The sequence below is a fragment of the Pseudomonas sp. P108 genome (assembly GCF_032613195.1).
Lineage (GTDB): Bacteria > Pseudomonadota > Gammaproteobacteria > Pseudomonadales > Pseudomonadaceae > Aquipseudomonas.
In genome coordinates, this window is sequence record NZ_CP126691.1 from 518055 (window position 1) to 543584 (window position 25530).

The 25530-nt window shown below is 60.0% G+C and carries 17 protein-coding genes; 11 read left to right on the plus strand and 6 right to left on the minus strand.

Features of this window, described 5'->3' with window-relative positions:
* Window positions 1-122: 122 nt before the first annotated feature.
* Both QOM10_RS02250 and QOM10_RS02255 read left to right on the plus strand, forming a co-directional pair.
* Window positions 123-2138 carry a type VI secretion system tip protein VgrG gene (locus QOM10_RS02250; protein WP_316917511.1) on the plus strand — a complete coding sequence of 672 codons (2016 nt, stop codon included), beginning with the start codon at window positions 123-125 and terminating at the stop codon, window positions 2136-2138.
* Entirely contained in the window at window positions 2128-2841 is a 714-nt protein-coding gene (locus QOM10_RS02255; protein WP_137219308.1) for a DUF4123 domain-containing protein, read from the plus strand. Before QOM10_RS02250 ends, QOM10_RS02255 begins: the two co-directional genes overlap by 11 nt.
* Before the next feature lie 93 nt (window positions 2842-2934).
* On the opposite strand, the gene QOM10_RS02260 is transcribed toward QOM10_RS02255, so the two are convergent.
* Entirely contained in the window at window positions 2935-3390 is a 456-nt protein-coding gene (locus tag QOM10_RS02260; RefSeq protein WP_137219307.1) for a hypothetical protein, read from the minus strand.
* Window positions 3391-3805: 415 nt separating this feature from the next.
* On the opposite strand from QOM10_RS02260, the gene QOM10_RS02265 reads away from it, so the two are divergent.
* Window positions 3806-4645 carry a 23S rRNA (adenine(2030)-N(6))-methyltransferase RlmJ gene (locus QOM10_RS02265; RefSeq protein ID WP_316917512.1) on the plus strand — a complete coding sequence of 280 codons (840 nt, stop codon included), beginning with the start codon at window positions 3806-3808 and terminating at the stop codon, window positions 4643-4645.
* Window positions 4646-4772: 127 nt separating this feature from the next.
* On the opposite strand, the gene msrA is transcribed toward QOM10_RS02265, so the two are convergent.
* The 5 genes from msrA to aceE form a co-directional block, all read right to left on the minus strand.
* A complete protein-coding gene (gene msrA, locus QOM10_RS02270; RefSeq protein WP_127925565.1) occupies window positions 4773-5438 on the minus strand; it encodes a peptide-methionine (S)-S-oxide reductase MsrA in 666 nt (221 codons plus the stop codon).
* A 206-nt stretch (window positions 5439-5644) separates the two neighbouring features.
* Window positions 5645-8341 (minus strand): putative bifunctional diguanylate cyclase/phosphodiesterase, encoded by a 2697-nt coding sequence (locus QOM10_RS02275; protein ID WP_316917513.1) that lies wholly within the window; start codon window positions 8339-8341, stop codon window positions 5645-5647.
* Between the two features lie 242 nt (window positions 8342-8583).
* Window positions 8584-9981 carry an alkaline phosphatase D family protein gene (locus QOM10_RS02280; protein WP_316917514.1) on the minus strand — a complete coding sequence of 466 codons (1398 nt, stop codon included), beginning with the start codon at window positions 9979-9981 and terminating at the stop codon, window positions 8584-8586.
* 278 nt (window positions 9982-10259) lie between these two features.
* Complete coding sequence (gene aceF / locus QOM10_RS02285; RefSeq protein ID WP_127925568.1) at window positions 10260-12221, minus strand: dihydrolipoyllysine-residue acetyltransferase; 1962 nt, start codon at window positions 12219-12221, stop codon at window positions 10260-10262.
* An 11-nt stretch (window positions 12222-12232) separates the two neighbouring features.
* A complete protein-coding gene (gene aceE, locus QOM10_RS02290) occupies window positions 12233-14878 on the minus strand; it encodes a pyruvate dehydrogenase (acetyl-transferring), homodimeric type (protein WP_007915682.1) in 2646 nt (881 codons plus the stop codon).
* A 384-nt stretch (window positions 14879-15262) separates the two neighbouring features.
* On the opposite strand from aceE, the gene glnE reads away from it, so the two are divergent.
* From glnE to QOM10_RS02330, 8 genes are all read left to right on the plus strand, one after another.
* Window positions 15263-18202: a bifunctional [glutamate--ammonia ligase]-adenylyl-L-tyrosine phosphorylase/[glutamate--ammonia-ligase] adenylyltransferase gene (glnE, locus tag QOM10_RS02295; protein WP_160037980.1), complete on the plus strand. Its 2940-nt coding sequence runs from the start codon at window positions 15263-15265 to the stop codon at window positions 18200-18202.
* Between the two features lie 311 nt (window positions 18203-18513).
* The gene (gene waaF, locus QOM10_RS02300) at window positions 18514-19548 is read left to right on the plus strand and encodes a lipopolysaccharide heptosyltransferase II (protein WP_316917515.1); all 1035 of its coding nucleotides are present in this window, start codon (window positions 18514-18516) and stop codon (window positions 19546-19548) included.
* Window position 19549: 1 nt separating this feature from the next.
* Window positions 19550-20611 carry a lipopolysaccharide heptosyltransferase I gene (gene waaC / locus QOM10_RS02305; RefSeq protein WP_123448344.1) on the plus strand — a complete coding sequence of 354 codons (1062 nt, stop codon included), beginning with the start codon at window positions 19550-19552 and terminating at the stop codon, window positions 20609-20611.
* Complete coding sequence (locus tag QOM10_RS02310; protein WP_160037984.1) at window positions 20611-21732, plus strand: glycosyltransferase family 4 protein; 1122 nt, start codon at window positions 20611-20613, stop codon at window positions 21730-21732. Before waaC ends, QOM10_RS02310 begins: the two co-directional genes overlap by 1 nt.
* Window positions 21732-22538, plus strand: coding sequence for a lipopolysaccharide core heptose(I) kinase RfaP (rfaP, locus tag QOM10_RS02315; RefSeq protein ID WP_127925572.1), 807 nt, complete (start codon window positions 21732-21734; stop codon window positions 22536-22538). The genes QOM10_RS02310 and rfaP overlap by 1 nt, the downstream gene beginning before the upstream one ends.
* Window positions 22538-23272 carry a lipopolysaccharide kinase InaA family protein gene (locus QOM10_RS02320; RefSeq protein ID WP_150750111.1) on the plus strand — a complete coding sequence of 245 codons (735 nt, stop codon included), beginning with the start codon at window positions 22538-22540 and terminating at the stop codon, window positions 23270-23272. Before rfaP ends, QOM10_RS02320 begins: the two co-directional genes overlap by 1 nt.
* Window positions 23269-24021: a lipopolysaccharide kinase InaA family protein gene (locus tag QOM10_RS02325; protein ID WP_316917516.1), complete on the plus strand. Its 753-nt coding sequence runs from the start codon at window positions 23269-23271 to the stop codon at window positions 24019-24021. The genes QOM10_RS02320 and QOM10_RS02325 overlap by 4 nt, the downstream gene beginning before the upstream one ends.
* Window positions 24021-25472, plus strand: a complete 1452-nt coding sequence (locus tag QOM10_RS02330; protein WP_150750110.1) for a lipopolysaccharide kinase InaA family protein — start codon at window positions 24021-24023, stop codon at window positions 25470-25472. The genes QOM10_RS02325 and QOM10_RS02330 overlap by 1 nt, the downstream gene beginning before the upstream one ends.
* Window positions 25473-25530 lie beyond the last annotated feature (58 nt).

The following is a 25530-nucleotide window of genomic DNA, read 5'->3' on the forward strand; positions in this document are numbered from 1 at the left end:
CCGCTTTTTGCAGGGGTTTTCGTCAAACAAAGTAGGGCAAATCTGATTTTTCCGTCACCCACTCATCACCCCTTGCCCCTCATGCAGAATCGCCCGCCCTTCATTTTGCAGAGAGACATCGGATGTTCGCGCCTGCCAATCAACCGCGTTTCACGTTGACCCTCGAAGGCGCCCAGCATGACCTCAAGGTCCTTGAGTTCACGGGCAAGGAAGCCATCAGCCAACCGTTCCGCTTCGAGCTGGAACTGGTCAGCGAGCGGCCGGATCTGGACCTTGAAAGCCTGCTGCACTGTCAGGCGTTTCTGCGCCTGGATGCGCAGGGTTCCGGTATCCATGGTCAGATTTATCAGGTCGGGCAGGGCGATTCCGGGAAACGTCTGACGCGCTATCATGTCAGTCTCGTTCCGCGTCTGACGTACCTCGGGCAGCGGATCAATCAGCGGATCTTCCAGCATCTGACGGTTCCGCAGATTGTCGCGCAAGTCCTCAAGGATCATTCGATCTTGCGTGATGCCTTCGAATTTCGCCTCGGCAGCGAATACCCGGTGCGCGAGTATTGCGTGCAATACGCCGAGAGTGATCTGGCCTTCATTCAGCGGTTGTGTGCAGAGGTCGGCATTCACTACCACTTCCAGCACAGTCCCGAAGGCCATCTATTGGTGTTCGGCGACGACCAGACGGTGTTTCCACGTCTGGCTGAGTCGACGCTATATCTGCCGGGCAGCGGCATGGCGGGCGGAGCGCGGGCGATTCAGCGTTTCAACGTGCGGGTGGAAACCCGCACCAGCGTGGTGACCCGGCGCGATTACAATTTCATCAAGCCGCGACTGCAGTTGGAAAGTCGTGTCGACGCTGAGCAGCGCCCGGTGCTGGAGGACTATCACTTCCCTGGCCAATTCAACGATCGCGAAACCGGCAAGCATCTCGCCCAGCGGGCACTTGAGCGACATGTCGCCGACTACCGTCAGGCCGAAGGCATCAGCGACGAATCCGCATTGGTTTGCGGACATTTCCTGCAACTGACTGAGCATCCGCGCCATGACTGGAATGACCTGTGGCTGCTGACTGCCGTCGAACACCATGGCCGCCAGCCGCAAGTGCTGGAGGAATCGGTGACCAGCGATGGGGAAGGTTTCCAGGGTTACCGTAATACCTTTCTCGCCACGCCGTGGGACGTGTTCTTTCGCCCGTCGCTGGGGACGGAAAAGCCACGGATGCCCGGTTACCAACCGGCTGTTGTGACCGGGCCGAAAGACACTGAAATCCACTGCGACGAGTACGGCCGGGTCAAGGTGCAGCTCGCATGGGATCGCGACGGAGAATTGAACGAGCATTCGAGTTGCTGGCTGCGCGTTGCCACTAATTGGGCCCACGACCGTTACGGCAGCGTTCTGATTCCGCGAGTCGGCATGGAAGTGCTGGTCGGCTTCATCGATGCCGACGCTGACAAACCCTTGGTCGTGGGCTGCCTGCCCAACGCCGCGACACCGATCCCGCTGGATCTGCCAGCGGACAAGACCCGCAGCATTTTCCGCACTCAGAGCAGCCCCGGCGGTGGCGGCTACAACGAACTGCGCATCGAGGATCGCAAAGGCTCCGAGGAAATCTACCTGCGCGCCCAGCGCAACTGGACGCAGCATGTGTTGAATGATCAACAGGTGCAGGTCGACAACCAGCGCAGCATCGTCGTCACCGGCACCGCCCGCCATGAGTTAAAGGCTGATGAGCAGCGCATCACCCACGGACAGCGGCAGACCGAAGTGAAGCAGGACGACCATCTGAGCGTGATCGGCGACCGGCATATTCGCGTGAGCAATCAGGCGATCAGCGCCAGTGGGCAATTCCACGTCAGCGCCGGTCAGCAAGTGGTCATTGATGGCGGGGCGAGTGCGACGATTCAGGCCGGTGGGCAGTGGATCAACATCGGTCCGGGTGGGATTTTCAGCAGCGTGCCGATTGTTGTAGGTGGTGCGCCGATGGCAGCGATGAGTGCCGCGCCGGTTGTACCTGGATTGCCGGAAAAACTCGCCGCCGCGCCGGCTGCCATGCTCACCGCCGCACAAATCATGAGCCTCAAGGGTGATGCGCCATTCTGCGAAGAGTGCGAGCGTTGCAAGGACGGTCTCTGTGCAGCCTGATTTTCTTTTGCCTGCCGAATGGTTGGCGCGGGAACCGTTGAGTGCATCCGAGCAATTGTTCGTGGTGTTCAGCAATGCCAGCGAGGCGAAGCCGCTTGAGGCCTGGCCAGAAATGGCGAGTCCGATCTGGGCCGAGACGATCTATGCCGAGTGGGATGCGGTGATGCCTTACGTGGGAATTGTCGCCGCTGACAGTGAGTTTCTGCATTGGGTCGCCACCACCGAGTCGCAGGATTGGGGGTGGCTGGCGGTTTCTTCGGCGAGTCTGGAAGAGGTGGTGGCGCACTTTCGCAGTCTCACCCAAGTGCTGATGCCGGGCGGCAAAACGGTGTTTTTCCGTTTCTGGGACGGGCGCTTTCTGTTGCCGATTCTTCAGGCCGATAAGGTGGATGCGGCACAACTGTTTCCGCTGATCGGGCGTTGTTTGATCAATGGTCAGGCGCTGGGAATTGGCGGCAGGGCGCAGGTGTCGGGGCGGGCATTTCCGTGGTGGCAGGTGCCGGCTTCGGTGCTGGCGCAGCAGGGCAATGACGTTCGAACGGCCAATGCGTTGCAGTGGTTGAGCGAGGAACATCCGACACTTTTCGAAGCCTTTTCAGAGGCAGTTTTGCGTTGCAAGGTGAGGCGGTTTTTTCATGTTTCAATGTCGGAAGAATCGTCGAGATCGGCGTTGCTGGCGTTTTTGCTGGCAGAGTCAGAGTGAGTTTTCGGGGCGAAGGTCTCGGACGATTCCTTCAAGTTGCGGCGGTTTTCATGAACGGGTGGGCGGTGGGTTGCAGGGATAGTCTTTTCGTTGTCACTGCGAGAGTGGTGGCAGGGTGAAAGATCTTTTGACTTTGATGGGTGGAATGTACGCATCCTGAGTGTTGATAAAACTGTTGAACGCCTCGGAGTTGTAGACCTTCAGGCAGCCAAAAAACACGACTTTTTCATTCGAGTATTTGCTGTTTGAAGGTGTCTGCTCGTAAGCCGTCAATACGTAGTTTCTGGTTTCTTTATAGGGGTCGTGCAGCACTTGCAGTGTGTCTTCATTTTGCAGGATGGAATGCATGCCTGTGCCCATGAACGAATAGGCATTGGCGGACAGTGCAATGTCTTTTTTAAGCGCGGAGTGTTCGTTGAATGACGCCAGAATGCAGTGGCTCAGGCCATGGTTTTTGAGTGTCTGGCGTGCCTGTTCAATGTGGGTTTCGTCGGCAAGGGCGAGGTATGGGCTAAGCAGGCTGAATAAGCAGATGATCAGATATCGCATGAGCTTTTGACTTCCTGTCGTTCATGGTTAGCCAGTTTAACGCCATAAAAGCAAAGCCCCTCACCCTAGCCCTCTCCCAGAGGGAGAGGGGACTGACCGAGTTGTCTGGGGGATGTACGCCGACTTGCGACTTCAGTGGTGAACTTCGCTTGGCCAAGCCTTGATATAAGTTTTCTTCAGGGGGGCTGACCGAGTTGTCTGGGTGATGTACGCCGACCCCGCGCTGATCTTCGCTTGGCCAAGCCTGAGATCACGCCGATTATTCAGGTCGATGTATCTCGCAAGATCACCACCGTCAGTCCCCTCTCCCTCCGGGAGAGGGTTAGGGTGAGGGCAGGCTTTTGTCCGCTCGGCTGCGAACCCCTGACTTGCCGCGCGGTAAAAGGTAAACTTTGCGCCCTTCGCAGGAGCAGCCATGAATTATCGTCACGCCTTCCATGCCGGCAATCACGCCGATGTGTTCAAACACCTGACCTTGACCCGCCTCATCGCCCTGATGTCGCGCAAGGAGCAGCCGTTTGCCTATCTCGACACACACGCCGGCATCGGTCTGTATGACTTGCAGGGTGATCAGGCCAACCGTACCGGTGAGTACCTGGAAGGTATCGCGCGCTTGTGGGATCAGCCGGATCTGCCGGCGCTGACCGCCGACTACATGAAGGTGCTGCACGAGATGAACCCGGATGGCCAGTTGCGCTATTACCCGGGGTCGCCGGAGCTGGCGCGGCGTCTGACGCGGCCGCAGGATCGGGTGATGCTCAACGAGAAGCACCCGGAAGACGGCGTACTGCTCAAGGACAACATGGCCGGTGATCGTCGGGTCAAGGTTCATCTGGGCGAGGGTTGGCACGTCGCACGGGCGATGTTGCCGGTGCAGGAGAAGCGTGCGGTGATGTTGATTGATCCGCCGTTCGAGCAACTCGACGAGATGCAGCGTTGCGCGGCGTCGTTGAAAGAGGCGATTGGCCGCATGCGTCAAACCGTGGCGGCGATCTGGTATCCGGTGAAGGACCAGCGTGCGTTGCGTCGCTTCTATCAGGATCTGGCCGGTACCGGTGCGCCGAAGTTGCTGCGCGTGGAACTGCTGGTGCACCCGCTGGATACGCCGAATAGCCTGAACGGCTCGGGCATGGCGATTGCCAATCCGCCGTGGGGGCTGGAAGATGAATTGCGTGAGCTGCTGCCGTGGTTGTCGAAGAAGCTTGGGCAGACCCAGGGCGGGTGGCAGATGGATTGGTTGATTGCCGAGAGCTGATCACTGACTGATCGTTCCCACGCTCCGCGTGGGGACGCAGCCCGGGACGCTCCGCGTCCCAACAGCGGACGCAGAGCGTCCATTGAGGCATTCCCACGCAGAGCGTGGGAACGATCCGTCGACGGGGTCAGTTACCCGCCAGGCTCGGTGGCATGCACACGCCGGTGCCGCCAATCCCGCAGTAACCCTCAGGATTCTTCGCCAGATACTGCTGGTGATACGTCTCGGCGAAGTACACGGTCGGAGCCTGTTCGATCTCGGTGCTGATTTCACCCAGACCTGCTTTCGACAGCTCAGCCTGGTAGGTCGCTTTGCTTTTCAGCGCCGCATCCAGATGCTCAGGCGAGGTCGCGTAGATCACCGAGCGGTACTGCGTGCCGATGTCATTGCCCTGACGCATGCCCTGCGTCGGGTTGTGCAGTTCCCAGAACATTGCCAGCAGCTCTTCGTAGCTGACTTTATCCTTGTCATACACCACCAGCACCACTTCCGCGTGGCCGGTCAGGCCCGAGCAGACTTCTTCGTAAGTCGGGTTCGGCGTGAAACCGCCGGCATAACCGACGACCGTGCTGACCACGCCTTCGCGCTGCCAGAAGCGGCGCTCGGCGCCCCAGAAGCAGCCCAGACCGAAAATCGCAAAGTCGACGTCCTGGAAAAACGGGCCAAGCAGTGGGGTTTCTTCGAAGACGAAGTGCTTTTCAGGCAGGGTCATCGCGGTTTCGCGGCCGGGCAAAGCTTGTTCTTTAGTCGGGAGCACGTTTTTGTTCACCAGAATTTCCGAGCGCAGAACCATGATCGTTCCTCTCAGTCAGGTTGGATGTAAAAAGTCAGACCGCCAGTGTGCCCAATGATGCCCGACTTCGCACTATCCAAATGTGGGAGCGAGCCTGCTCGCGAAAGCGGTATGTCAGGCAATGTTGATGTCGACTGACTCTCCGTCTTCGCGAGCAGGCTCGCTCCCACAGGGGGAGTGTCTTCTAGAGGAACAGCTTGTGGTGATCAGAGGCAGAGCGGGCCGCGCGGGTAGCGTTTGAGGGCCTGGATCAGTTCGCCACCGGGGATCGGCCGGTCGAACAGGTAACCCTGGCCAACATCGCAACGGTGCCGACGCAGGAACGCCAGTTGTTCGGCAGTCTCGATGCCTTCCGCCACGACCTTGAGTTTCAGGTTGTGCGCCATGGCGATCACTGCTGAGGTGATTTCCATGTCGTCCTGATTGTCGGGGATTTCGTGGATGAAGCTGCGATCGATCTTGATGATGTCGATCGGGAATTTCTTCAGATAGCTCAGCGACGAGTAACCGGTGCCGAAGTCGTCCATGGCCAGCGTCAGCCCGAGGCGCTTGAGCTGGTCGAGCTGCAAGTGCGTGTCTTCGGTGGCTTCCAGCAGCAGGCCTTCGGTCAGCTCCAGTTCAAGCAGATTGGCGGGCAGCGCTTCTTCCTTGAGAATGTTGGCGATGGAGGCGACCAGATCCGGGTCGGAGAACTGTTTCGGCGACAGGTTGATCGCCACCTGCAGATTGCCCATCCCAGCAGCGGTCAGCGCTTTGCTCATGCGGCAGGCCTGACGGGCGATCCACTTGCCGATCGGAATAATCAGGCCGGTTTCTTCGGCGACGCTGATGAACTGGTCCGGGCGGATCATGCCGCGTTCCGGGTGATTCCAGCGCAACAGTGCTTCCATGCCCAGCAGACGCCCGCTGCGCAGGCACAGCTTGGGCTGATAGAACACGTCCAGCTCGTTCTGCGTCAGAGCACGGCGCAGGTTGTTCTCAACGAACAGTTTGTAACTGGCCTCGGCATTCAACGCTTCGGTGAAGACTTGCACCTGATGTTTGCCGTTGGCCTTGGCCTTGTGCAGCGCCAGACCGGCGTTACGCATCAGGGTTTGCGGGTCGCGACCGTGCAGCGGCGCGCAGGCCAGGCCGACCGAACCGGTAACGCTGATCAACTGGTTGTCGACGAACATCGGTTTATCCAGCGTCGCCAGCAATTGGTTGGCGATCTGCTGGCCGGTCGCCAGATCGGTATCGTCGAGCAGCACCGCAAACTCGTTACTGGCGAAGCGCGCGAGGCTGCCGCTCGGGCTCAGACTATTGCGCAGACGCCGGGCCAGACTGATCAGCAGCTTGTCGCCGGTCTGGTGACCGAGGCTGTCGTTGATCCGTTTGAAGTTGTCGATGTCCACCAACAACAGGCTGATCGGGGTATCGCTATCGCGGGCGAAGCGTTCGTCCAGATTGCGGATAAACGCCGGGCGATTGCCGAGGTTGGTCAGGTTGTCGGTGTAGGCCAGACGCTCGATGCGCTGCTGCGCCAGTTTGGTCTGGGTGATGTCTTCGTAGATGCCGATGTAGTGGGTCAGTTCACGTTTGTCGCCGTAGACCTTGGAGATCGACAACTGGCCCCAGTACGGTTCGAGGTTCTTGCGGCGGCTCTTGAATTCGCCCTGCCAACTGTTGCTCTTGGCCAGCGCCGAGGGCGCGTCGAACAACAATTCACTGAGGTTTTCCAGCGCCGGCAGCTCGGACAGGCGCTGGCCGTGGACTTCCTCGGTGGTGTACTGGGTGATCGCGGTAAAACTTGGATTGACGTACTCGACCACGCCGTCGCAATTGACCAGCAAAAACGCGTTGGCGCTTTGCTCGACCGCACGCTGGAACAGGTGCAGGGCGCTGGTGGCGGTGCGGCGGTTGTGGTTGTTGATGACTTGCGCGAACTGGTCGGCCAGTTCCCCGGCAAAGGCGATTTCGTCGGACTGCCAGGCGCGGGTGACGCCGGTCTGCTCCAGACACAGTACGCCGACGACCTGGCCGTCGACGCGGATGCTGGCGTCGAGCATCGCGTTGACGTCGCGCGGGCGCAGGGCCTCGGCCATCTCACGGGTACGCGGGTCACGCATTGCATTGTGCGCGTCGATGGCGCGGCTGCCGTGCAGGGCGTCCATGTAGTCGGGAAAGCCGCTGATGTCGATCACGTCCGGGAGAATGTACTCCTGGGTCGCGCGGTGATACGCGGAGATCGGCACCAGATGCTGGCCTTCAAGGTTCCACAGGCTGGCGCAGTCGATCTCATAGATATCGCAGGCGCAGCGGGTGATCAGTTCGGCGGCTTCTTGCAGCGAGTTGTGCGTGCTGTAGCGCTGGCGCGCGAGCAGCAGAATCAGGTCCTGCTGGGCGCGTACGCGCTCCAGGTGCTGCAGTTGTTCCTGCTGGGCGCGCTGGTTGAGTTCCAGGGCGATCTGCAGGCGGGAGTTCTGGGTTTCGAGGTCAACGGAGGGCAGTGGCGGCGCTTCGTCGAAGACGTGATCGACCGCCAGCAGATAGCCGCGCAGCAGATGACGGTTGTGTTGTTTGTAGGCTTCGCCCAGTTCCAGAATGTTCAGCGCACCAGCTGCCGTGTGCAGGGTGTAACGCACCAGATAATGCGGGCTGGCGGTCAGCTGTTGCTGGATCGTGTCGTGCAGTTGATAACGCGCTTCGGGTTCCATCAGGCTGGCGTAGGGGGAGCCGACCAGCGCGCAAAGCTCGACAGCCGGCTGACCGAACTGGCGTTCACAGTTGGGATCGAGAAACAGCATGGCCCAACTGGCTTCATTCAAGCGCTCGAAACGCAGCATGCCGAGCCGCGAGGGCACAGGCAACTGCGTCACTACCTCGGCCGCCATACGGCTGGCGGCATCGGGTTGGCTCTTCATGAAGGGAACTCGCTTGGAAATATGCTGAACGCGCCGGGCTCGCGCCCTCTTTACTGTTGCCTGCGGCAAGGTTGCATCATTGCGGCACCGACTGACAAGAGAGATGAAGGCCAAGTGCTATAAGAATATGTCGGCTGCACTGAACATTTCTCCAGCGTGCGCTGAAAAGTAATCCAGTTGAATTGAAAGAACGCCGTTCCAGAGCGGTTCGTGCCCCGCAACGGCGTCCTTTGACTGGAAACTCAGCGCAGAGGAATGCTGATCGATTGCATGCGTTTGCCATCGCGGTCGTGGTAATTGACCTGAATCTGCCCGGCCTCGACCACCATGTGGGCGAAATTGTCTTCACTGACCACCGTGCTGGTCAGCTCATGCCGGTAATCGCCCGCCGCCGTGCGCACCAGCGGCTGATCCAGAATGAACGTGGACGCCTTGGCGTAAGGCAGCAGTTTGCTGTTGCACAGCGGCGAGGAGACCACGGTGTGGACTTCGAAGTCCGGGTCTGCGCTGTGGGTCAAGCGAGCGGTCAGCGAGCCATGTACGTCTCCGGAGATGAACACGACATTCTTGATGCGTCGGGTGCGGATGGTCTCCAGCAGGCGCAGGCGCTGCTCGGGAAAGGCTTTCCAGGCGTCATCGCCGTGGAGCTTGCGGTCCGGATAGAACATCACGCTGGTGACCACGAACTTGACCCGCGCGGTGCTGTTGCTCAGCCATTTGAGCAGGGCCTGTTCCTGTGCCTCGTCGAGGATGCGTCGATCATCGGCTGACAAGTTGCGGCGGGTACGACTGTCAGTCACAAACCATTCGATATCGCCGTCGCTGAATTGATACCAGTAATGCTCAAGTGTCGAGTGATCTACTTCACCGTTAGTTGTCAGCGGATGTGCCGGACTATGACTGGCCTGATACAGATCATAAGCGGCCATGGCGTTACGGTATAAGTCGTCGTCGGATGTGCTGGCATTGGCGGGCCAGTTATCTTCGATTTCGTGATCGTCGAGAATCATGTAAGTCGAAGTGCCCGACATCAAACGTTGAATATTCGGTTGGGAAAACGCGGCGCGGTACTTGCTGAGGATATCTTTGTATTCGCGATCGGGTGCGAGCAGATTCAAATCGTCGACGTAGATTTGGTCGCCGGTCATCATTACTGCGCTGATCGGCGGTTGTATGCCTTCGATCACCTGATTGATGGACGCGAAGATCCGGTCGCCCAGTTGTGGCAGGGAAGCGATGCCGGCGGTCATGCGCAGATAGCGGCAGGAGCCGACGATATAGGCTCTGGGCTGCCGGGCTTTGCTGGAACGAGTGCGCAGGCGATAAATCTCGCGCGGCCATTGCAGCGGCAGTTCGGCGACGCTGTCCGGGGTATGCACGGGACTCATCGGACTGAACCAGCCGGCCTGATATTCATACTCGGTGTCGCTGCTCAAGTTATTGATTGCGAACACATGCGACATATCACGCCACTCGCTCAGGCGCGCAAAGTTACCTTTTGACCACGGTTGTGCACCGACGGCGCGATAACGTACACCGGCAAATACCAAAGCATTGTTCTGCCGGTCGCCACGCATGAATATGCGTGCGTGATTAGTTGTAATGTGGCCGATAATCGGGCCGATAGTTGGTTTTAACATGTCGAATCCATTCGAATGAATTTTAATAAATATGTAAGTTTGCAAGTGTTGCTTAGTTGAATTGGTTGCGCCTAGGTTAGTTGCGTATTGAATGAAAAAGATCGGGGCCAAGTCGACCAGGGCTGTGGCCGAAATCAGCGCAGCTTGTGGGAAAAAGACGAGAAAGGATTTTCTTCAGGCAAAAAAAAGCCCCGCCAAACTGACGGGGTTGAGGTACGAGCGTGTGGCGCTCGAAAGGGTGCAGCAATCGGCCCTCCGTCGCCGGAGGGCCGATCGAGTTACAGCAGGATCGTGCGAATGTCCGCCAGCAGGCTGCCCAGACGCTGGGTGAAGCGTGCGGCAGCGGCGCCGTTGATCACACGGTGATCGTAGGACAGCGACAGCGGCAGCATCAGTTTCGGCTGGAAGGCTTTGCCGTCCCAGACTGGCTGGATGGTTGCCTTGGAAACACCGAGGATCGCCACTTCCGGCGCGTTGACGATCGGCGTAAAGCCGGTGCCGCCAATGTGGCCGAGGCTGGAAATGGTGAAGCAGGCGCCTTGCATGTCGTCAGCGGTGAGCTTCTTGTCGCGGGCTTTGGCGGCCAGCGCAGCGGCTTCGGCTGCCAGTTGCAGCAGGCTCTTCTGGTCGACGTTCTTGATGACCGGTACCAGCAGGCCATCCGGGGTATCGACGGCGAAGCCGATGTTCACGTATTTCTTGCGGATGATCGCTTTGCCGCTTGGCGCCAGCGAACTGTTGAAGTCCGGCAGCTCCTTGAGCATGTGCGCGCACGACTTGAGCAGCAGCGGCAGGATGGTCAGCTTGACGCCGGCCTTCTCTGCAACGGCTTTCTGCGCCACGCGGAACGCTTCCAGCTCGGTGATATCAGCCGAATCGAACTGAGTCACGTGCGGGATGTTCAGCCAGCTGCGGTGCAGGCTCGACGCGCCGATCTGCATCAGGCGAGTCATCGGCACTTCTTCGATTTCGCCGAAACGGCTGAAATCGACGACCGGAATCGGCGGGATGCCCGCGCCACCGGTTGCGCCAGCAGCAGCGGCCGGTGCTTCCTTGGCCTTCTGCATCATCGCTTTGACGTAAACCTGCACGTCTTCTTTCAAGATACGACCGTGCGGGCCGCTGGCACCGACAGCGTTCAGCTCGACGCCGAACTCGCGGGCCAGTTGACGCACGGCTGGGCCGGCGTGAACTTTCGCGCCCGGCTTGGCCGGTGCGGCGGCTGGAGCGGCGGCAGGTGCAGGTGCTGCGGCAGCCGGAGCTGCAGCGGCAGGAGCACTTGGTGCAGCAGCGGTAGCTGGCGCCGGGGCAGCAGCAGGAGCCGCGCCTTTGACTTTCAGCTTCAGAATCAGGTCGCCGGTACCGACTTCGTCATCCAGCTTGATGGAAACGCTTTCCACCACGCCAGCGGCAGGCGATGGAATTTCCATGCTCGCCTTGTCGGATTCCAAGGTGATCAGCGATTGATCAGCTTCGACGGTGTCGCCAGCCTTGACCAACACTTCGATGATCTTGGCTTTGCCAGCCGAACCGATGTCCGGAACGTGGATGTCCTGAACACTGTCAGCAACCGGTGCTGCTGGCGCGGCTGCCGGAGCAGGCGCGGCGGCAGCGGCCGGTGCAGCAGCCTGAGCCGGAGCGGCCGCAGCAGGGGCCGCAGCACCCGCCACTTCGAGGTCCAGAATCAGGTCGCCAGTGCCGACTTCGTCGTTGAGCTTGACGCTGATGGCCTTGACCACGCCAGCGGCAGGCGACGGGATTTCCATGCTCGCCTTGTCGGATTCCAGAGTGATCAACGATTGATCAGCTTCGACGGTGTCGCCGACCTTGACCTGAATCTCGATGATCTGCGCCTTGCCCGACGAGCCGATGTCCGGCACGTGCACTTGCTGAACCGAAGCGGCAGCAGGGGCAGCCGCTGGCGCGGCAGCTGCAGGAGCGGCAGCCGGTTTGGCTTCAGCTTTTGCAGCCGGCGCAGCAGCCGGAGCAGGGGCCGCTTCAGCGGCGCCCTCGACTTCCAGCTCAAGCAGTTCGTCGCCTTCTTTGAGACGGTCGCCCAGCTTCACTTTCAGGCTTTTGATGACGCCGGCTTTCGGGGCCGGCACTTCCATGCTGGCCTTGTCCGATTCCAGGGTCAGGATGCTCTGGTCGGCTTCGATACGGTCGCCGACCTTCACAAACAGTTCAATTACTTCACCTTCACCGCTGCCGATGTCAGGTACGCGAATGAGTTCGCTCACAAAATGTCTCCTCAGCAGTCCAGTGGGTTGCGTTTTTCCGGGTCGATGCCGAACTTGACGATGGCCTCAGCCACCACCTTAGGTTCGATATCACCACGGTCAGCCAATGCTTCCAGGGCTGCCAACACCACGAAATGACGGTCGACTTCGAAGAAATGACGCAGTTTCTTGCGGCTGTCGCTGCGGCCGAAACCGTCGGTGCCCAGGACTTTGAATTCCTTGGACGGTACCCACTGACGGATCTGCTCGGCGAACAGTTTCATGTAGTCGGTAGAGGCGATGACCGGACCTTTACGGCCGTTCAGGCACTCTTCGACGTAGCTCAGCTTAGGCTTCTGGCCAGGCTTCAGACGGTTGCTGCGCTCGACAGCGAGGCCGTCGCGACGCAGTTCGTTGAAGCTGGTAACGCTCCACACGTCAGCGCCAACGTTGAACTCTTCACGCAGAATCTTCGCCGCTTCACGGACTTCACGCAGGATGGTGCCGGAGCCCATCAGCTGTACGTGGTGCGCCGCATCGCGGGTGTCTTCTTCGAGCAGGTACATGCCTTTCTTGATGCCTTCTTCGGCACCGGCCGGCATGGCTGGCTGCTGGTACGACTCGTTCATCACGGTGATGTAGTAGAAGATGTCCTGTTGCTCTTCGGTCATCTTCTTCATGCCGTCCTGAATGATCACCGCCAGCTCGTAGCCGTAGGTCGGATCGTAGGTGCGGCAGTTCGGGATGGTCGCGGCCAGCAGGTGGCTGTGACCGTCTTCGTGTTGCAGACCTTCACCGTTCAGGGTGGTACGGCCGGCGGTGCCGCCGATCAGGAAGCCACGGGTACGGCTGTCGCCAGCGGCCCAGGCCAGGTCGCCAATACGCTGGAAGCCGAACATCGAGTAGAAGATGTAGAACGGCAGCATCGGCTGGTTGTGGCTGGAGTACGAAGTACCGGCAGCGATGAACGAGCTCATGGCGCCTGCTTCGTTGATGCCTTCTTCAAGGATCTGACCTTTCTGGTCTTCCTTGTAGAACATCACCTGGTCTTTATCGACTGGCTCGTAGAGCTGGCCGACGGACGAGTAGATGCCCAGCTGACGGAACATGCCTTCCATACCGAAGGTACGGGCTTCGTCCGGGATGATCGGAACGATGCGCGGGCCGATTTCCTTGTCCTTGACCAGTTGCGCGAGGATCCGCACGAAGGCCATGGTGGTGGAAATTTCACGGTCGCCGGAGCCGTCAAGGATGGCCTTGAGGGTGTCCAGGTCCGGAGTCGGCACGCTGAAGCTTTGTGCGCGGCGCTGAGGTACGAAACCGCCCAGTGCAGTGCGACGCTCGCTGAGGTAGCGGGCTTCGGCGCTGTTTGGCTCTGGCTTGAAGAACGGCAGGTTCTCCAGCTCTTCGTCCTTGACCGGGATGTCGAAACGATCGCGGAACAACTTCAGGCTGTCGACGTCGACTTTCTTGGTGTTGTGCGCAGTGTTTTTCGCTTCGCCGGCACCGGTGCCATAACCCTTGATGGTCTTGGCGAGGATGACGGTTGGTTGTTCTTTGTGGTTGACCGCTTCGTGGTACGCCGCGTAGACCTTGTACGGGTCGTGGCCGCCACGGTTGAGTTTCCAGATCTCGTCGTCGGACAGATCAGCAACCATCGCCTTGAGTTCTGGCGTGTTGAAAAAGTGTTCACGGACGAACGCGCCGTCTTTGGCTTTGTAGTTCTGGTACTCGCCGTCGATGACTTCGTCCATGCGACGTTGCAGGATGCCGTCGACGTCTTTGGCCAGCAGTGGGTCCCAGAAACGGCCCCAGATGACTTTGGTCACGTTCCACTGAGCACCGCGGAACACGCCTTCGAGTTCCTGGATGATCTTGCCGTTGCCGCGAACCGGGCCGTCGAGGCGCTGCAGGTTGCAGTTGATGACGAAGATCAGGTTGTCCAGCTTCTCGCGGCCGGCCAGGGAGATCGCACCCAGGGATTCCGGCTCGTCGCACTCGCCGTCGCCCAGGAAGCACCAGACTTTCTGTTTGCCCGGCTGGATGAAGCCGCGGTGTTCCAGGTACTTCATGAAGCGTGCCTGGTAGATCGCTTGAATCGGACCCAGACCCATCGATACGGTCGGGAACTGCCAGAAGTCAGGCATCAGCCAGGGGTGAGGGTAGGACGACAGGCCCTGACCGTCGACTTCCTGGCGGAAGTTGTTCATCTGGTCTTCAGTGATGCGGCCTTCCATGAATGCGCGGGCGTAAACGCCTGGCGAGGTGTGGCCCTGGAAGTAGATCAGGTCGCCGCCGTGTTCGTCGGTCGGGGCCTGGAAGAAGTAGTTGAAGCCGATGTCATACAGGGTCGCACTGGAAGCGAAGCTGGAGATGTGACCACCCAGGTCAGAATCTTTCAGGTTCGTACGCATTACCATGGCCATCGCGTTCCAGCGTACCAGCGAGCGAATGCGGCGTTCCATGAACAGGTCGCCAGGCATGCGTGCTTCGTGGGTTACCGGGATGGTGTTGCGGTAAGGCGTGGTGATGGCGTAAGGGAGCTGCGAGCCGCTGCGGGTCGCGAGTTCGCCCATACGGGTCATCAGATAGTGAGCACGGTCTTCGCCTTCTTTGTCGAGAACCGATTCCAGGGCGTCCAGCCATTCCTGGGTTTCGACGGGATCGAGGTCTTGCATGGCTTGCTCCAGGGCGGAAAGGCTTCCAGAATCGGTTGCCTGAGTTTGCGACTGGCCTTGTGGGCAGACGATTTAAAATTCTTGGATTGCCGATAGGTTGTTCCGGCGGCGTGTAGTTTTACTACAAATCTTCCGGCATTTCAGCCTTTCGAATGTATAGACGAGTAGTAAAACTACAGAAGAATGGCTTGTGGCCTCCGGCTGCGTTGTGAGAATAATCGTTAAGGTTGGTCTTTTGCCATCCGAAAAAGGTGAAACTTTGATGTTCGCTGCCAATGAGAAAGAAATTTCAGCTATTTCTAACTTTTGTTCGACAGTCCTCCGGGTAGCGGGTTTTCACCAATCACTACAAGCGGCCATTTACACGCCGATCAAGGATAGACCATGACCCTGCCCGTGCTTGCCGAACTGCCCGCCATTCTCCTGCCGTTGGTCACTCGATCCGAGCAGTCGTTCCGTACGGCCGTCGCCGCGCTGGAAGACGATCATGGCTTTGTGAACTGGACGCCAGAGCGCTGGGCGCAGTTCGCCCGCGTCACCGCCGCCAGCGAATTTGTTATTGAACAGAGCGTTCGTGACCCTTTGATGTTGTTGTCGCTGGTGCAGTCCGGCGAACTCGACCGGGCCTTTGCGCCGGGTGAATTGTGTGCGCAGATTGCCGCCGCGGTGAATGCTGCGCAGAGTGAAGATGAACTCGGCCGCGCCCTGCGCCGCCAGCGCGCTCGCCATCAAGTGCGGATCATCTGGCGTGACCTCACCCGTCAGGCCGATCTGGTGCAGACCTGCCGCGATCTCTCGGACATGGCCGACGCCACCATCGATCAAGCCTATCAATGGTTGTACAGCCGTCATTGCGAACAGTTCGGCACGCCGACCGGCCGCCGCAGCGGTGAGCCGCAGCAAATGGTCATCCTCGGCATGGGCAAGCTCGGCGCGGTCGAGTTGAACCTGTCTTCGGATATCGATCTGATCTTCGCCTACCCCGAGGGCGGCGAAACGGTGGGCGTGAAACGCTCGCTAGATAATCAGGAGTTTTTCATTCGCCTCGGCCAGCGCCTGATCAAGGCGCTGGACCCGATGACCGTTGACGGTTTCGTCTTCCGGGTCGACATGCGCCTGCGCCCGTACGGCTCGTCCGGCGCGCTGGTGCTGAGCTTCAATGCGCTGGAGCAGTATTACCAGGATCAGGGCCGCGACTGGGAACGCTACGCGATGATCAAGGCGCGGGTGGTGGCCGGCGATCAGGTGGCGGGCGCGCAGTTGCTCGACATGCTGCGGCCGTTCGTTTATCGGCGTTATCTGGACTTCTCGGCAATCGAAGCGCTGCGCACCATGAAGCAGCTGATCCAGCAGGAAGTGCGGCGCAAGGGCATGGCTGACAACATCAAACTTGGCTCGGGTGGCATCCGCGAGGTCGAGTTCATTGCTCAGGCCTTTCAACTGATCCACGGCGGTCGCGACTTGAGTTTGCAACAGCGTCCTCTATTAAAGGTGCTGAGCACGCTGGAGGGGCAAGGCTATCTGCCGCCGGCAGTGATCAGCGAGTTGCGCGAGGGCTACGAATTTCTCCGTTACACCGAGCACGCCATTCAGGCGATCGCCGACCGCCAAACGCAGATGCTGCCGGATGGCGCGCAGGATCAGGCGCGCATTGCCTTCATGCTCGGCTTCGCCGATTGGGATGCTTTCCACGAAAACCTGATGTTCTGGCGCGGTCGTGTCGCTTGGCACTTCGCTCAGGTGATCGCCGATCCCGATGACGATGAAGGCGCCGAAAGCGAAGTGGTGGTCGGCGGTGAATGGCTGCCGCTGTGGGAAGAGGCGCAGGACGAAGAAGCGGCCTGCCGTCAGTTGGAAGAGGGCGGTTTTGCTGACGCGAGCAAAGCCCTGAAAGCGTTGGCCGGATTGCGCAGCAGCCCGCAGTTGCGCGCGATGCAGCGGTTGGGGCGTGAGCGTCTCGATGCCTTTATTCCGCGTTTGCTCGCGCAGGCAGTGGAACACGCCAACCCGGATCTGGTGCTTGAGCGGGTGTTGCCGCTGGTGGAGGCGGTTGCCCGGCGTTCGGCTTATCTGGTGTTGCTGACGGAAAACCCCAGTGCCTTGCGCCGCTTGCTGACGCTGTGCGCAGCGAGCCCGTGGATTGCCGAACAGATCACGCGCTTCCCGCTGCTGCTCGACGAATTGCTTAACGAAGGTCGCCTGTTCAAGCCGCCCTTGGCCCCAGAGTTGGCTGCCGAGTTGCGCGAGCGCCTGACGCGGATTCCCGAAGACGACCTCGAACAACAAATGGAAGCCCTGCGTCATTTCAAACTGGCGCACCGCTTGCGCGTCGCCGCCTCGGAAATTGCCGGCAGCCTGCCGCTGATGAAAGTCAGCGATTACCTGACCTGGCTGGCCGAGGCGATTCTCGAGCAAGTGCTGGCCCTGGCCTGGCGCCAGACCGTGGCCAAGTACGGCACGCCGCTGCGCACCGACGGCACCTTGTGCGATCCCGGTTTCATCATTGTCGGTTATGGCAAAGTCGGCGGTCTGGAACTGGGGCATGGTTCGGATCTGGATCTGGTGTTCATTCACGACGGCGATCCGCAGGCGGAAACCGATGGGCCGAAGTCGATCGATGGCGCGCAGTTCTTTACGCGGCTGGGGCAGCGAATCATTCACCTGCTGACGGCGCAGACCAACTCCGGTCAGCTCTATGAAGTGGACATGCGTCTGCGCCCATCCGGTGCTTCCGGGCTGTTGGTGAGTTCCCTCGGCGCGTTTGCCCGCTATCAGGAAAATGAAGCCTGGACGTGGGAACATCAGGCCTTGGTGCGTGCGCGAGTGCTGGTCGGCAGTCAGGATGTCGGCCAGGCGTTCGAGAAAGTTCGCGCCCAAGTGCTGGGCAAGGCGCGCGATCTGGCCACGCTGCAACAGGAAGTCAGCGAGATGCGCGCGAAGATGCGCGATAACCTTGGCACCAAGAGCACCGCAGCCGGTACGGCAGCAAATGCCTTCGACGCCACGGCGCCGTTCGACCTCAAGCAGGACGCCGGTGGTATCGTCGATATTGAATTTATGGTGCAATACGCGGCTCTGGCGTGGTCGCAAAGCCACCCGCCATTGCTGCGCTGGACCGATAACATCCGCATTCTGGAAGAGCTGGAACACGAAGGGCTGATGCCTGCCGAAGATGCCAGCCTGTTGCGCGAGGCCTATAAAGCCTACCGCTCCGCCGCCCACCGGCAGGCCTTGCAGAAGGACGCCGGGGTAATTGCGGGAGACCAGTTTGCCGACGAACGTCGGCAGGTTTTGCGGATATGGAAAGAGATGGGGCTAAGCTGAAACAAGCCAATGAAGGCAATGAGACTCAAGAGGTGGGAGCGACCCTGCTCGCGAAAGCGGTAGGTCGGCCAGCATGGATGTTGAATGTGCTGGCCCCTTCGCGAGCAGGCTCGCTCCCACAGTGATCTGCGGTGAGTCGCAGATGTGTGAATAGATGCAAAACCATGTAGGAGCGAGCCTGCTCGCGATAGCGGAGTAACAGTCGACAGAAATGTTGAAGGTAATGACCCATCGCAAGCCGCCGGTGTTCCCACAGTGATTATCGAGGCGGGGAGGCGTAAATGCCTCCCCGGTTCGTTTATGGAAACCACATGAATATTCTGATCGTTGGGCCCAGTTGGGTCGGTGACATGGTGATGGCGCAGACACTGTTTCAGAGTCTCAAGCAGCGCCACCCGCAATGCGAAATCGACGTGCTGGCCCCCGAGTGGAGCCGGCCGATCCTTGAACGCATGCCTGAAGTGCGCAAGGCCTTGAGCTTCCCGCTCGGCCACGGCGCGCTGGAATTGGCGACGCGTCGGCGCATCGGTAAGTCCCTGCGCGGCCAGTACGATCAAGCGATCCTGCTGCCCAACTCGCTGAAGTCGGCGCTGGTGTCGTTTTTCGCCGGCATCCCGAAACGCACCGGCTGGCGCGGTGAGTTTCGCTACGGCCTGCTCAACGACGTGCGCACCCTCGACAAAGAACGTTATCCGCTGATGATCGAGCGTTTCATGGCGTTGGCCTTTGAAGCGAACGCCGAGCTGCCGAAACCGTATCCACGTCCGAGCCTGCAAATCGACCCGGTGACCCGCGAAGCCGCGCTGGCCAAATTTGGTCTGACCCTCGATCGTCCGGTGTTGGCCCTGTGCCCCGGCGCCGAGTTCGGCGAGTCCAAGCGCTGGCCGTCCGAGCACTACGCCAAAGTCGCCGAAGCGCGCATTCGCGAAGGCTGGCAGGTGTGGTTGTTCGGCTCGAAAAACGATCACGCGGTGGGCGAAGACATTCGCGCCCGGTTGATACCGGGCCTGCGTGAAGAATCGGTCAACCTCAGCGGCGGCACCTCGCTGGCCGAGGCCATCGACCTGATGTCCTGTGCTGACTCGGTGGTGTCCAACGACTCCGGCCTGATGCACGTTGCCGCCGCGCTGAACCGCCCATTGGTGGCGGTCTACGGCTCGACGTCGCCGGGCTTCACCCCGCCGTTGGCCGAACACGTCGAAGTCGTCCGGCTGGGCCTCGATTGCAGCCCTTGCTTCGACCGTACCTGCCGCTTCGGCCATTACAACTGCCTGCGCCAGCTGATGCCGGACGCGGTCAACGATGCCTTGCAGAAGTTGCAGGGCTCTGTGGTCGAGGTTCAATAAGTTGCGGGTACTGTTGATCAAGACGTCATCGCTGGGCGACGTGATTCATGCGTTACCGGCGCTGACCGACGCCGCCCGGGCCATTCCCGGGATCAAATTCGACTGGGTCGTGGAAGAAGGCTTCGCCGAGATTCCGACCTGGCACCCGGCCGTTGGCAAGGTGATCCCGGTGGCGATCCGCCGCTGGCGCAAAAACATCTGGAAAACCATCACCAGTGGCGAATGGAAACGCTTCAAGCAAAGCGTGCGTGCCAACAAATACGATTTGGTCATCGACGCTCAAGGCCTGCTGAAAAGTGCCTGGCTGACCCGTTACGTCAAAGCCCCGGTGGCGGGTCTCGACAAAGGTTCGGCCCGCGAGCCGATGGCTTCGCGTTTTTACGATCGCAAATTGGCCGTGGCCCGTGGTCAGCACGCCGTCGAGCGGGTGCGGCAGTTGTTCGCCATCGCCCTCGGTTACGACTTGCCCAAAGGTCTGGGCGATTACGGCCTCAACGTTGAACGTCTGGTCGAATTGCCGCGCAAAAACGCCTTTGTGGTGTTCCTGCATGGCACCACGTGGGACACCAAGCACTGGCCGGAAGCCTACTGGCGTGAACTGACCGAACGCGTCGGTTACCTCGGCGTCGGCGTCAAACTGCCGTGGGGCAACCCGCAGGAAAAGGCTCGCGCCGAGCGGATTGCCGCAGGCTTCAAACACGCCGAAGTGCTGCCAAAACTCAATCTGGCCGGCGTGGGCAAAGTCCTCGCCGGCGCGCAAGCGTGCGTAGCGGTGGATACCGGTCTCGGCCATTTGGCCGCAGCACTCGACGTGCCGACCATCTCGCTGTTCGGCCCGACCAATCCGGGCCTGACCGGCGCTTACGGCAAATTGCAGATTCACCTGGCCAGCGATTTCCCGTGCGCGCCGTGCCTGCAAAAGAAATGTACCTATCAACCGACCGCGCAGGATGCCCGTCAGTTTGACCTGAAGCGTGAACAGCCGCTGTGCTTCACGCGTCTGAACCCCGAGCGTGTCGCCAGCCGACTGAGCACGTTGTTAATGGCTGAGGAGCTGCGCTGATGCAATTGGCATTCGTCCTGTACAAATATTTCCCGTTCGGTGGCTTGCAGCGCGACTTCATGCGCATCGCCCTCGAATGCCAGAAGCGTGGTCATCAGATTCGCGTCTACACACTGATCTGGGAAGGCGACGTGCCGCCCGGTTTCGAGGTGCTGGTGGCGCCGGTCAAGGCGTTCTTCAACCATCGTCGCAATGAAAAACTCAGCGCATGGATGGAAGCGGATCTGGCCAAGCGCCCGGTCGATCGCCTGATCGGTTTCAACAAGATGCCGGGGCTGGACGTCTACTACGCCGCCGACGGCTGCTTTGAAGACAAGGCGCAGAACCTGCGCAACTCGCTGTACCGCCGCTGGGGCCGTTATCGTCACTTCGCCGAGTACGAGCGCGCGGTGTTCGCCAAAGACGCGAAGACTGAAGTGCTGATGATTTCCGAAGTGCAGCAACCGTTGTTCATCAAGCATTACGACACGCCGATCGAACGCTTTCACCTGCTGCCACCGGGCATCGCTCAGGATCGCCGCCGTCCGGCAGATGCCGACGAAATCCGCGCCGGTTTCCGTGCGGAATTCAATCTGAAGGATGACGAACTGCTGCTGGTGCAGATCGGTTCCGGCTTCAAGACCAAAGGCGTTGATCGCAGCCTGAAAGCGCTGGCCGCATTGCCCGCTGAACTGAGAAAGCGTACGCGGCTGTTTGTAATCGGCCAGGATGACCCCAAATTGTTCCAGATGCAGAGTGCGACTTTAGGTCTGGGCGACAACGTGACGTTCCTCAAGGGCCGCAGCGATATTCCGCGTTTCCTGCTCGGTGCCGACCTGTTGATTCACCCGGCGTACAACGAAAACACCGGTACCGTGTTGCTTGAAGCGCTGGTCGCCGGTTTGCCGGTGCTGGTCAGCGCGGTCTGCGGTTACGCCCATTACATCGCCGAGGCCGATGCCGGGCGAGTGCTGGACGAGCCGTTCGATCAGGCGCAACTGACGCAATACCTGACTGACATGTTGAAAGATGACGCTGCACGGGCGGCCTGGAGCCGCAATGGTCTGGCTTTTGCCGAGACGGCCGACCTCTACAGCATGCCGCAGCACGCGGCCGATGTGATTCTGGCGGAGCACGCTTAATGAAGTTGATGCTGGCTGAACCGTTCAAAAGCCTTTGGGCCGGACGCGACCCGTTCGCCGAAGTCGAAGGCTTGCAGGGCGAGGTATACCGCGAGCTGGAAGCGCGTCGGACACTGCGTACGGAAGTCGATGGCAACGGATTTTTCGTCAAGATCCACCGCGGCATCGGCTGGGGCGAAATCTTCAAAAACCTGCTGACCGCCAAGCTGCCGGTACTCGGCGCAGGCCAGGAGTGGAAAGCCATCCAGCGTCTGCAGGAAGTCGGCGTGCCGACCATGACTGCCGTCGCGTACGGCGAGAAGGGCAGCAACCCGGCGGATCAGCACTCGTTCATCGTCACTGAAGAACTGGCGCCGACTATCAGCCTGGAAGACTTCAGCATCGACTGGGTCAAGCAGCCGCCCGAGCCAAAACTCAAGCGCGCTCTGATCGCCGAAGTCGCGCGCATGACCGGCATGATGCACCGCGCCGGCGTTAACCATCGCGACTGCTACATCTGCCACTTCCTGCTGCACACCGATAAACCGGTGACACCGGAAGATTTCAAGCTCTCGGTGATCGACCTGCACCGCGCCCAGACCCGCGCAAAAATCACGCAGCGCTGGCGCAACAAGGATCTGGCGGCGCTGTACTTTTCCGCGCTGGACATCGGCCTGACCCGCCGCGACAAGCTGCGCTTCCTCAAAGGCTATTTCCAGCAACCGCTGCGCCAGATTCTGGCTGAAGAAGCGCCGCTGCTGAACTGGCTGGAAGGCAAAGCCAACAAGCTCTATGAGCGTAAGCAGCGTTACGGGGATGCGCTCTGATGGCGGGTTGGACTCTCGAGCCGCAATACAGCGAACTCGCCGAAGACTTTGGCAGCCTCGAAGCTGTATTCGCATTGCAAGGCGAACGCCTGACCCGCGACCCGCTGTCAGAAGTGATTCGCGTGCAGCGCAATGGCGTCAACTATTACGTCAAACGCTATGTCGGCGCCGGTAAAGGCCTGCGCCGTTACCTCGGCAAGCCGCGGGTGAAGATGGAATGGCAGAATCTCAAGCGCTTCGCCAAGTGGGGCATTCCCACCGCTGAAGTGGTGGCCTGGGGCCTGGAGCGTCGAGGTGCGGCGTATGATCGTGGCGCGATGATCACCCGCGAACTGCCGCACACCGAAGACCTCTCGGCGCTCGCCGAGCGCAAGGATCCGAAGCTCAAGGATCGCGCCTGGGTCGACGCTGTCAGTCGGCAACTGGCCGGTTATACCCGGACGATGCATGATCACCGATTTACCCATAACGATCTGAAATGGCGCAACCTGTTGATCGATGACCAGGCGCGGATATTTCTGATCGATTGCCCCAACGGCGAGTTCTGGCGTGGCTTCTGGCTCAAGTATCGGATCACCAAGGATCTGGCCTGTCTCGATAAACTCGCCAAATACCACCTGTCCAATACCCAACGCCTGCGCTTCTATAAGCAATACCGCCAGTGCGATCGGCTTGATAGCGCCGACAAGAAACGGATTCGGCACGTGGTGAGATTTTTCGAGGGACGCGAATGACTGATTTTCTCGCCGCTGAAGACCGCGCATTGCTTGAGCGCCATGGCCTCGGCACTTTCGACGCATTGTGGGCCAAGCAGCTTGAGGCTGTGGACGAGCCCAATACCGCCCGTGGCGGCTGGAGCAGCGTCTTCCGCCTGGACCTGGAAGGGCAGGGTTATTACCTCAAGCGCCAGAGCAATTACCTGACGCGCACCTTGCACGCGCCTTTCGGTGAACCGAGTTTTGCCCGCGAGTTTCGCAACATCAGCCGCTATCGCAAGCTCGGTATCCCGGCGCTGCAAGCGGCGTTCTTCGGTGAACGCAAAGTCGACGGCGAAGTCCGCGCGATCCTGCTGACCCGCGCGCTCGATGGCTGGAGCGATCTGGAATCGCTGTTGCAGTGTTGGGTGCAGCTCAGTGCTGCACAGCATTCAGCCATCCTCAAGGCTTGTGGCTTGCTGGCTCGGCATCTGCACGGTGTGCGTCAGGTACACGGCTGTTTCTACCCCAAGCATATTTTTCTGCGGGCCAGCGGTGACGGGTATCAGGCGCAATTGATCGACCTGGAAAAAACCCGTCCTTTATTGTTCGGCATGCGTGACCGGATCAAGGATCTGGAGCCGCTGCAACGCCGCGCGCCGGAATGGAACGAGGCGCAACTGCGTGAATTGCTGGCAGCTTATCTCGATCAGCCCACCGATAGCTCGCTGCTCGACAGCTGGCTGGCCCGGCTGACCGCGCGCCGCAGTCACAAGGAGACGCGCTGATGCAATTGTCCGAGCTGGCCGGTGTCGGGCGAACCCCGCAACTGCCACTGACTGTGACCCTGGCCGATGCTGCCGGCAGTGCGGATCTGCAATTGCTCAGTCTGCTGCGAGTGCTGCCGGGGCAGCGTTACGTCGGTGCCGGTGTCTGGCGCGGTCGTCCGGTGTTGGCCAAATTGCTGGTTGGCGGCAAGGCGGCGCGGCATTTTCAGCGTGAGCTGGAAGGCGTGCGCTTGCTGGCCGCACAAGGCCTGACGACACCGCTGTTATTGGCCGATGGTTTGAAGAATGGCGAAGGTGGCTGGCTGCTGTTCGATTTCCTTGAGGGTGCCGAAAGCCTTGGTGATGCCTGGGCGAAAGTCGAGTCGCTGCCGGTACTGGCCGACGAGCAATCGGCGGTGTTGGCCGAGGCGCTGGGCGCCATTGCCCGGTTGCACGGCAAGGGGCTTTGGCAGGAAGACCTGCATCTGGACAATCTGCTGCGTCACGGCGGCCAGTTGTACTTGATTGATGGTGCCGGTATTTGTGCCGAGACCGCCGGCCAGCCGCTGTCGCGACAGAAAGTCCTGGAAAACCTCGGGGTATTTTTCGCCCAGTTGCCCAAAGCGCTGGAGCCATTTACCGAAGAGCTTTTGGTGTATTACCTGTTGAGCAACAGTGAGCACGCGTTGCCGCTGGAAGCCTTGCAGAAGCAGATCGACAAGGTGCGCCGCTGGCGTTTGAAAGACTTTCTGATCAAGGTCGGTCGCGAGTGCACGCTGTTCAGTGTGCAGCGTGGAGCGTTCGGACTGCGCGCAATTCGTCGCGAAGAAGAACCGGCCATGCTGCCGGTGCTTGCGCAGGCCGATGCGTTGCTCGATCAGGGGCATCTGTACAAGACCGGTGGCGCGGCGAGCGTTGGCAAGGTTCAGGCCGGTGCGCGTACGCTGGTGATCAAGCGCTACAACATCAAGGGCTTTGCGCATTGGCTCAAGCGTTTCTGGCGGCCGAGTCGGGCCTGGCATTCGTGGCGCGAAGGCAATCGCCTGGCGTTTCTCGGTATCGCCACACCGAAACCGCTGGCGGTGCTGGAGAAGCGCTTTTTCTGGCTGCGCAGTCGGGCGTATCTGGTGACCGAGTACCTCCCCGGGCCGGACATCATCGAGCGTTTTGCGCCGTACGTTGAAAATGGTGACGCACCAGAAGTGGAGTTGCAGGCGCTGGACCGACTGTTCGCGCGCTTGATTGACGAGCGCATCAGCCATGGCGACTTCAAGGGCCACAACCTGTTCTGGCAGCAGGATCGCTGGGCGCTGATCGATCTGGATTCGATGTGCCAGCATGGGACTGTGGGCAGTTTTGCCCCGGCCTATGCCCGTGACCGTGCGCGATTCATGCGTAACTGGCCGGAAAGCAGCGCGCTGTATCAGGTTATTGATCAGCGTCTGCCGAAAGACATTTCCAGCGCGGCCTGAATCAAACGCCGGAGGACAAGATTTAACGACTTGTCCTACGGCTTCTACAGAAACCATG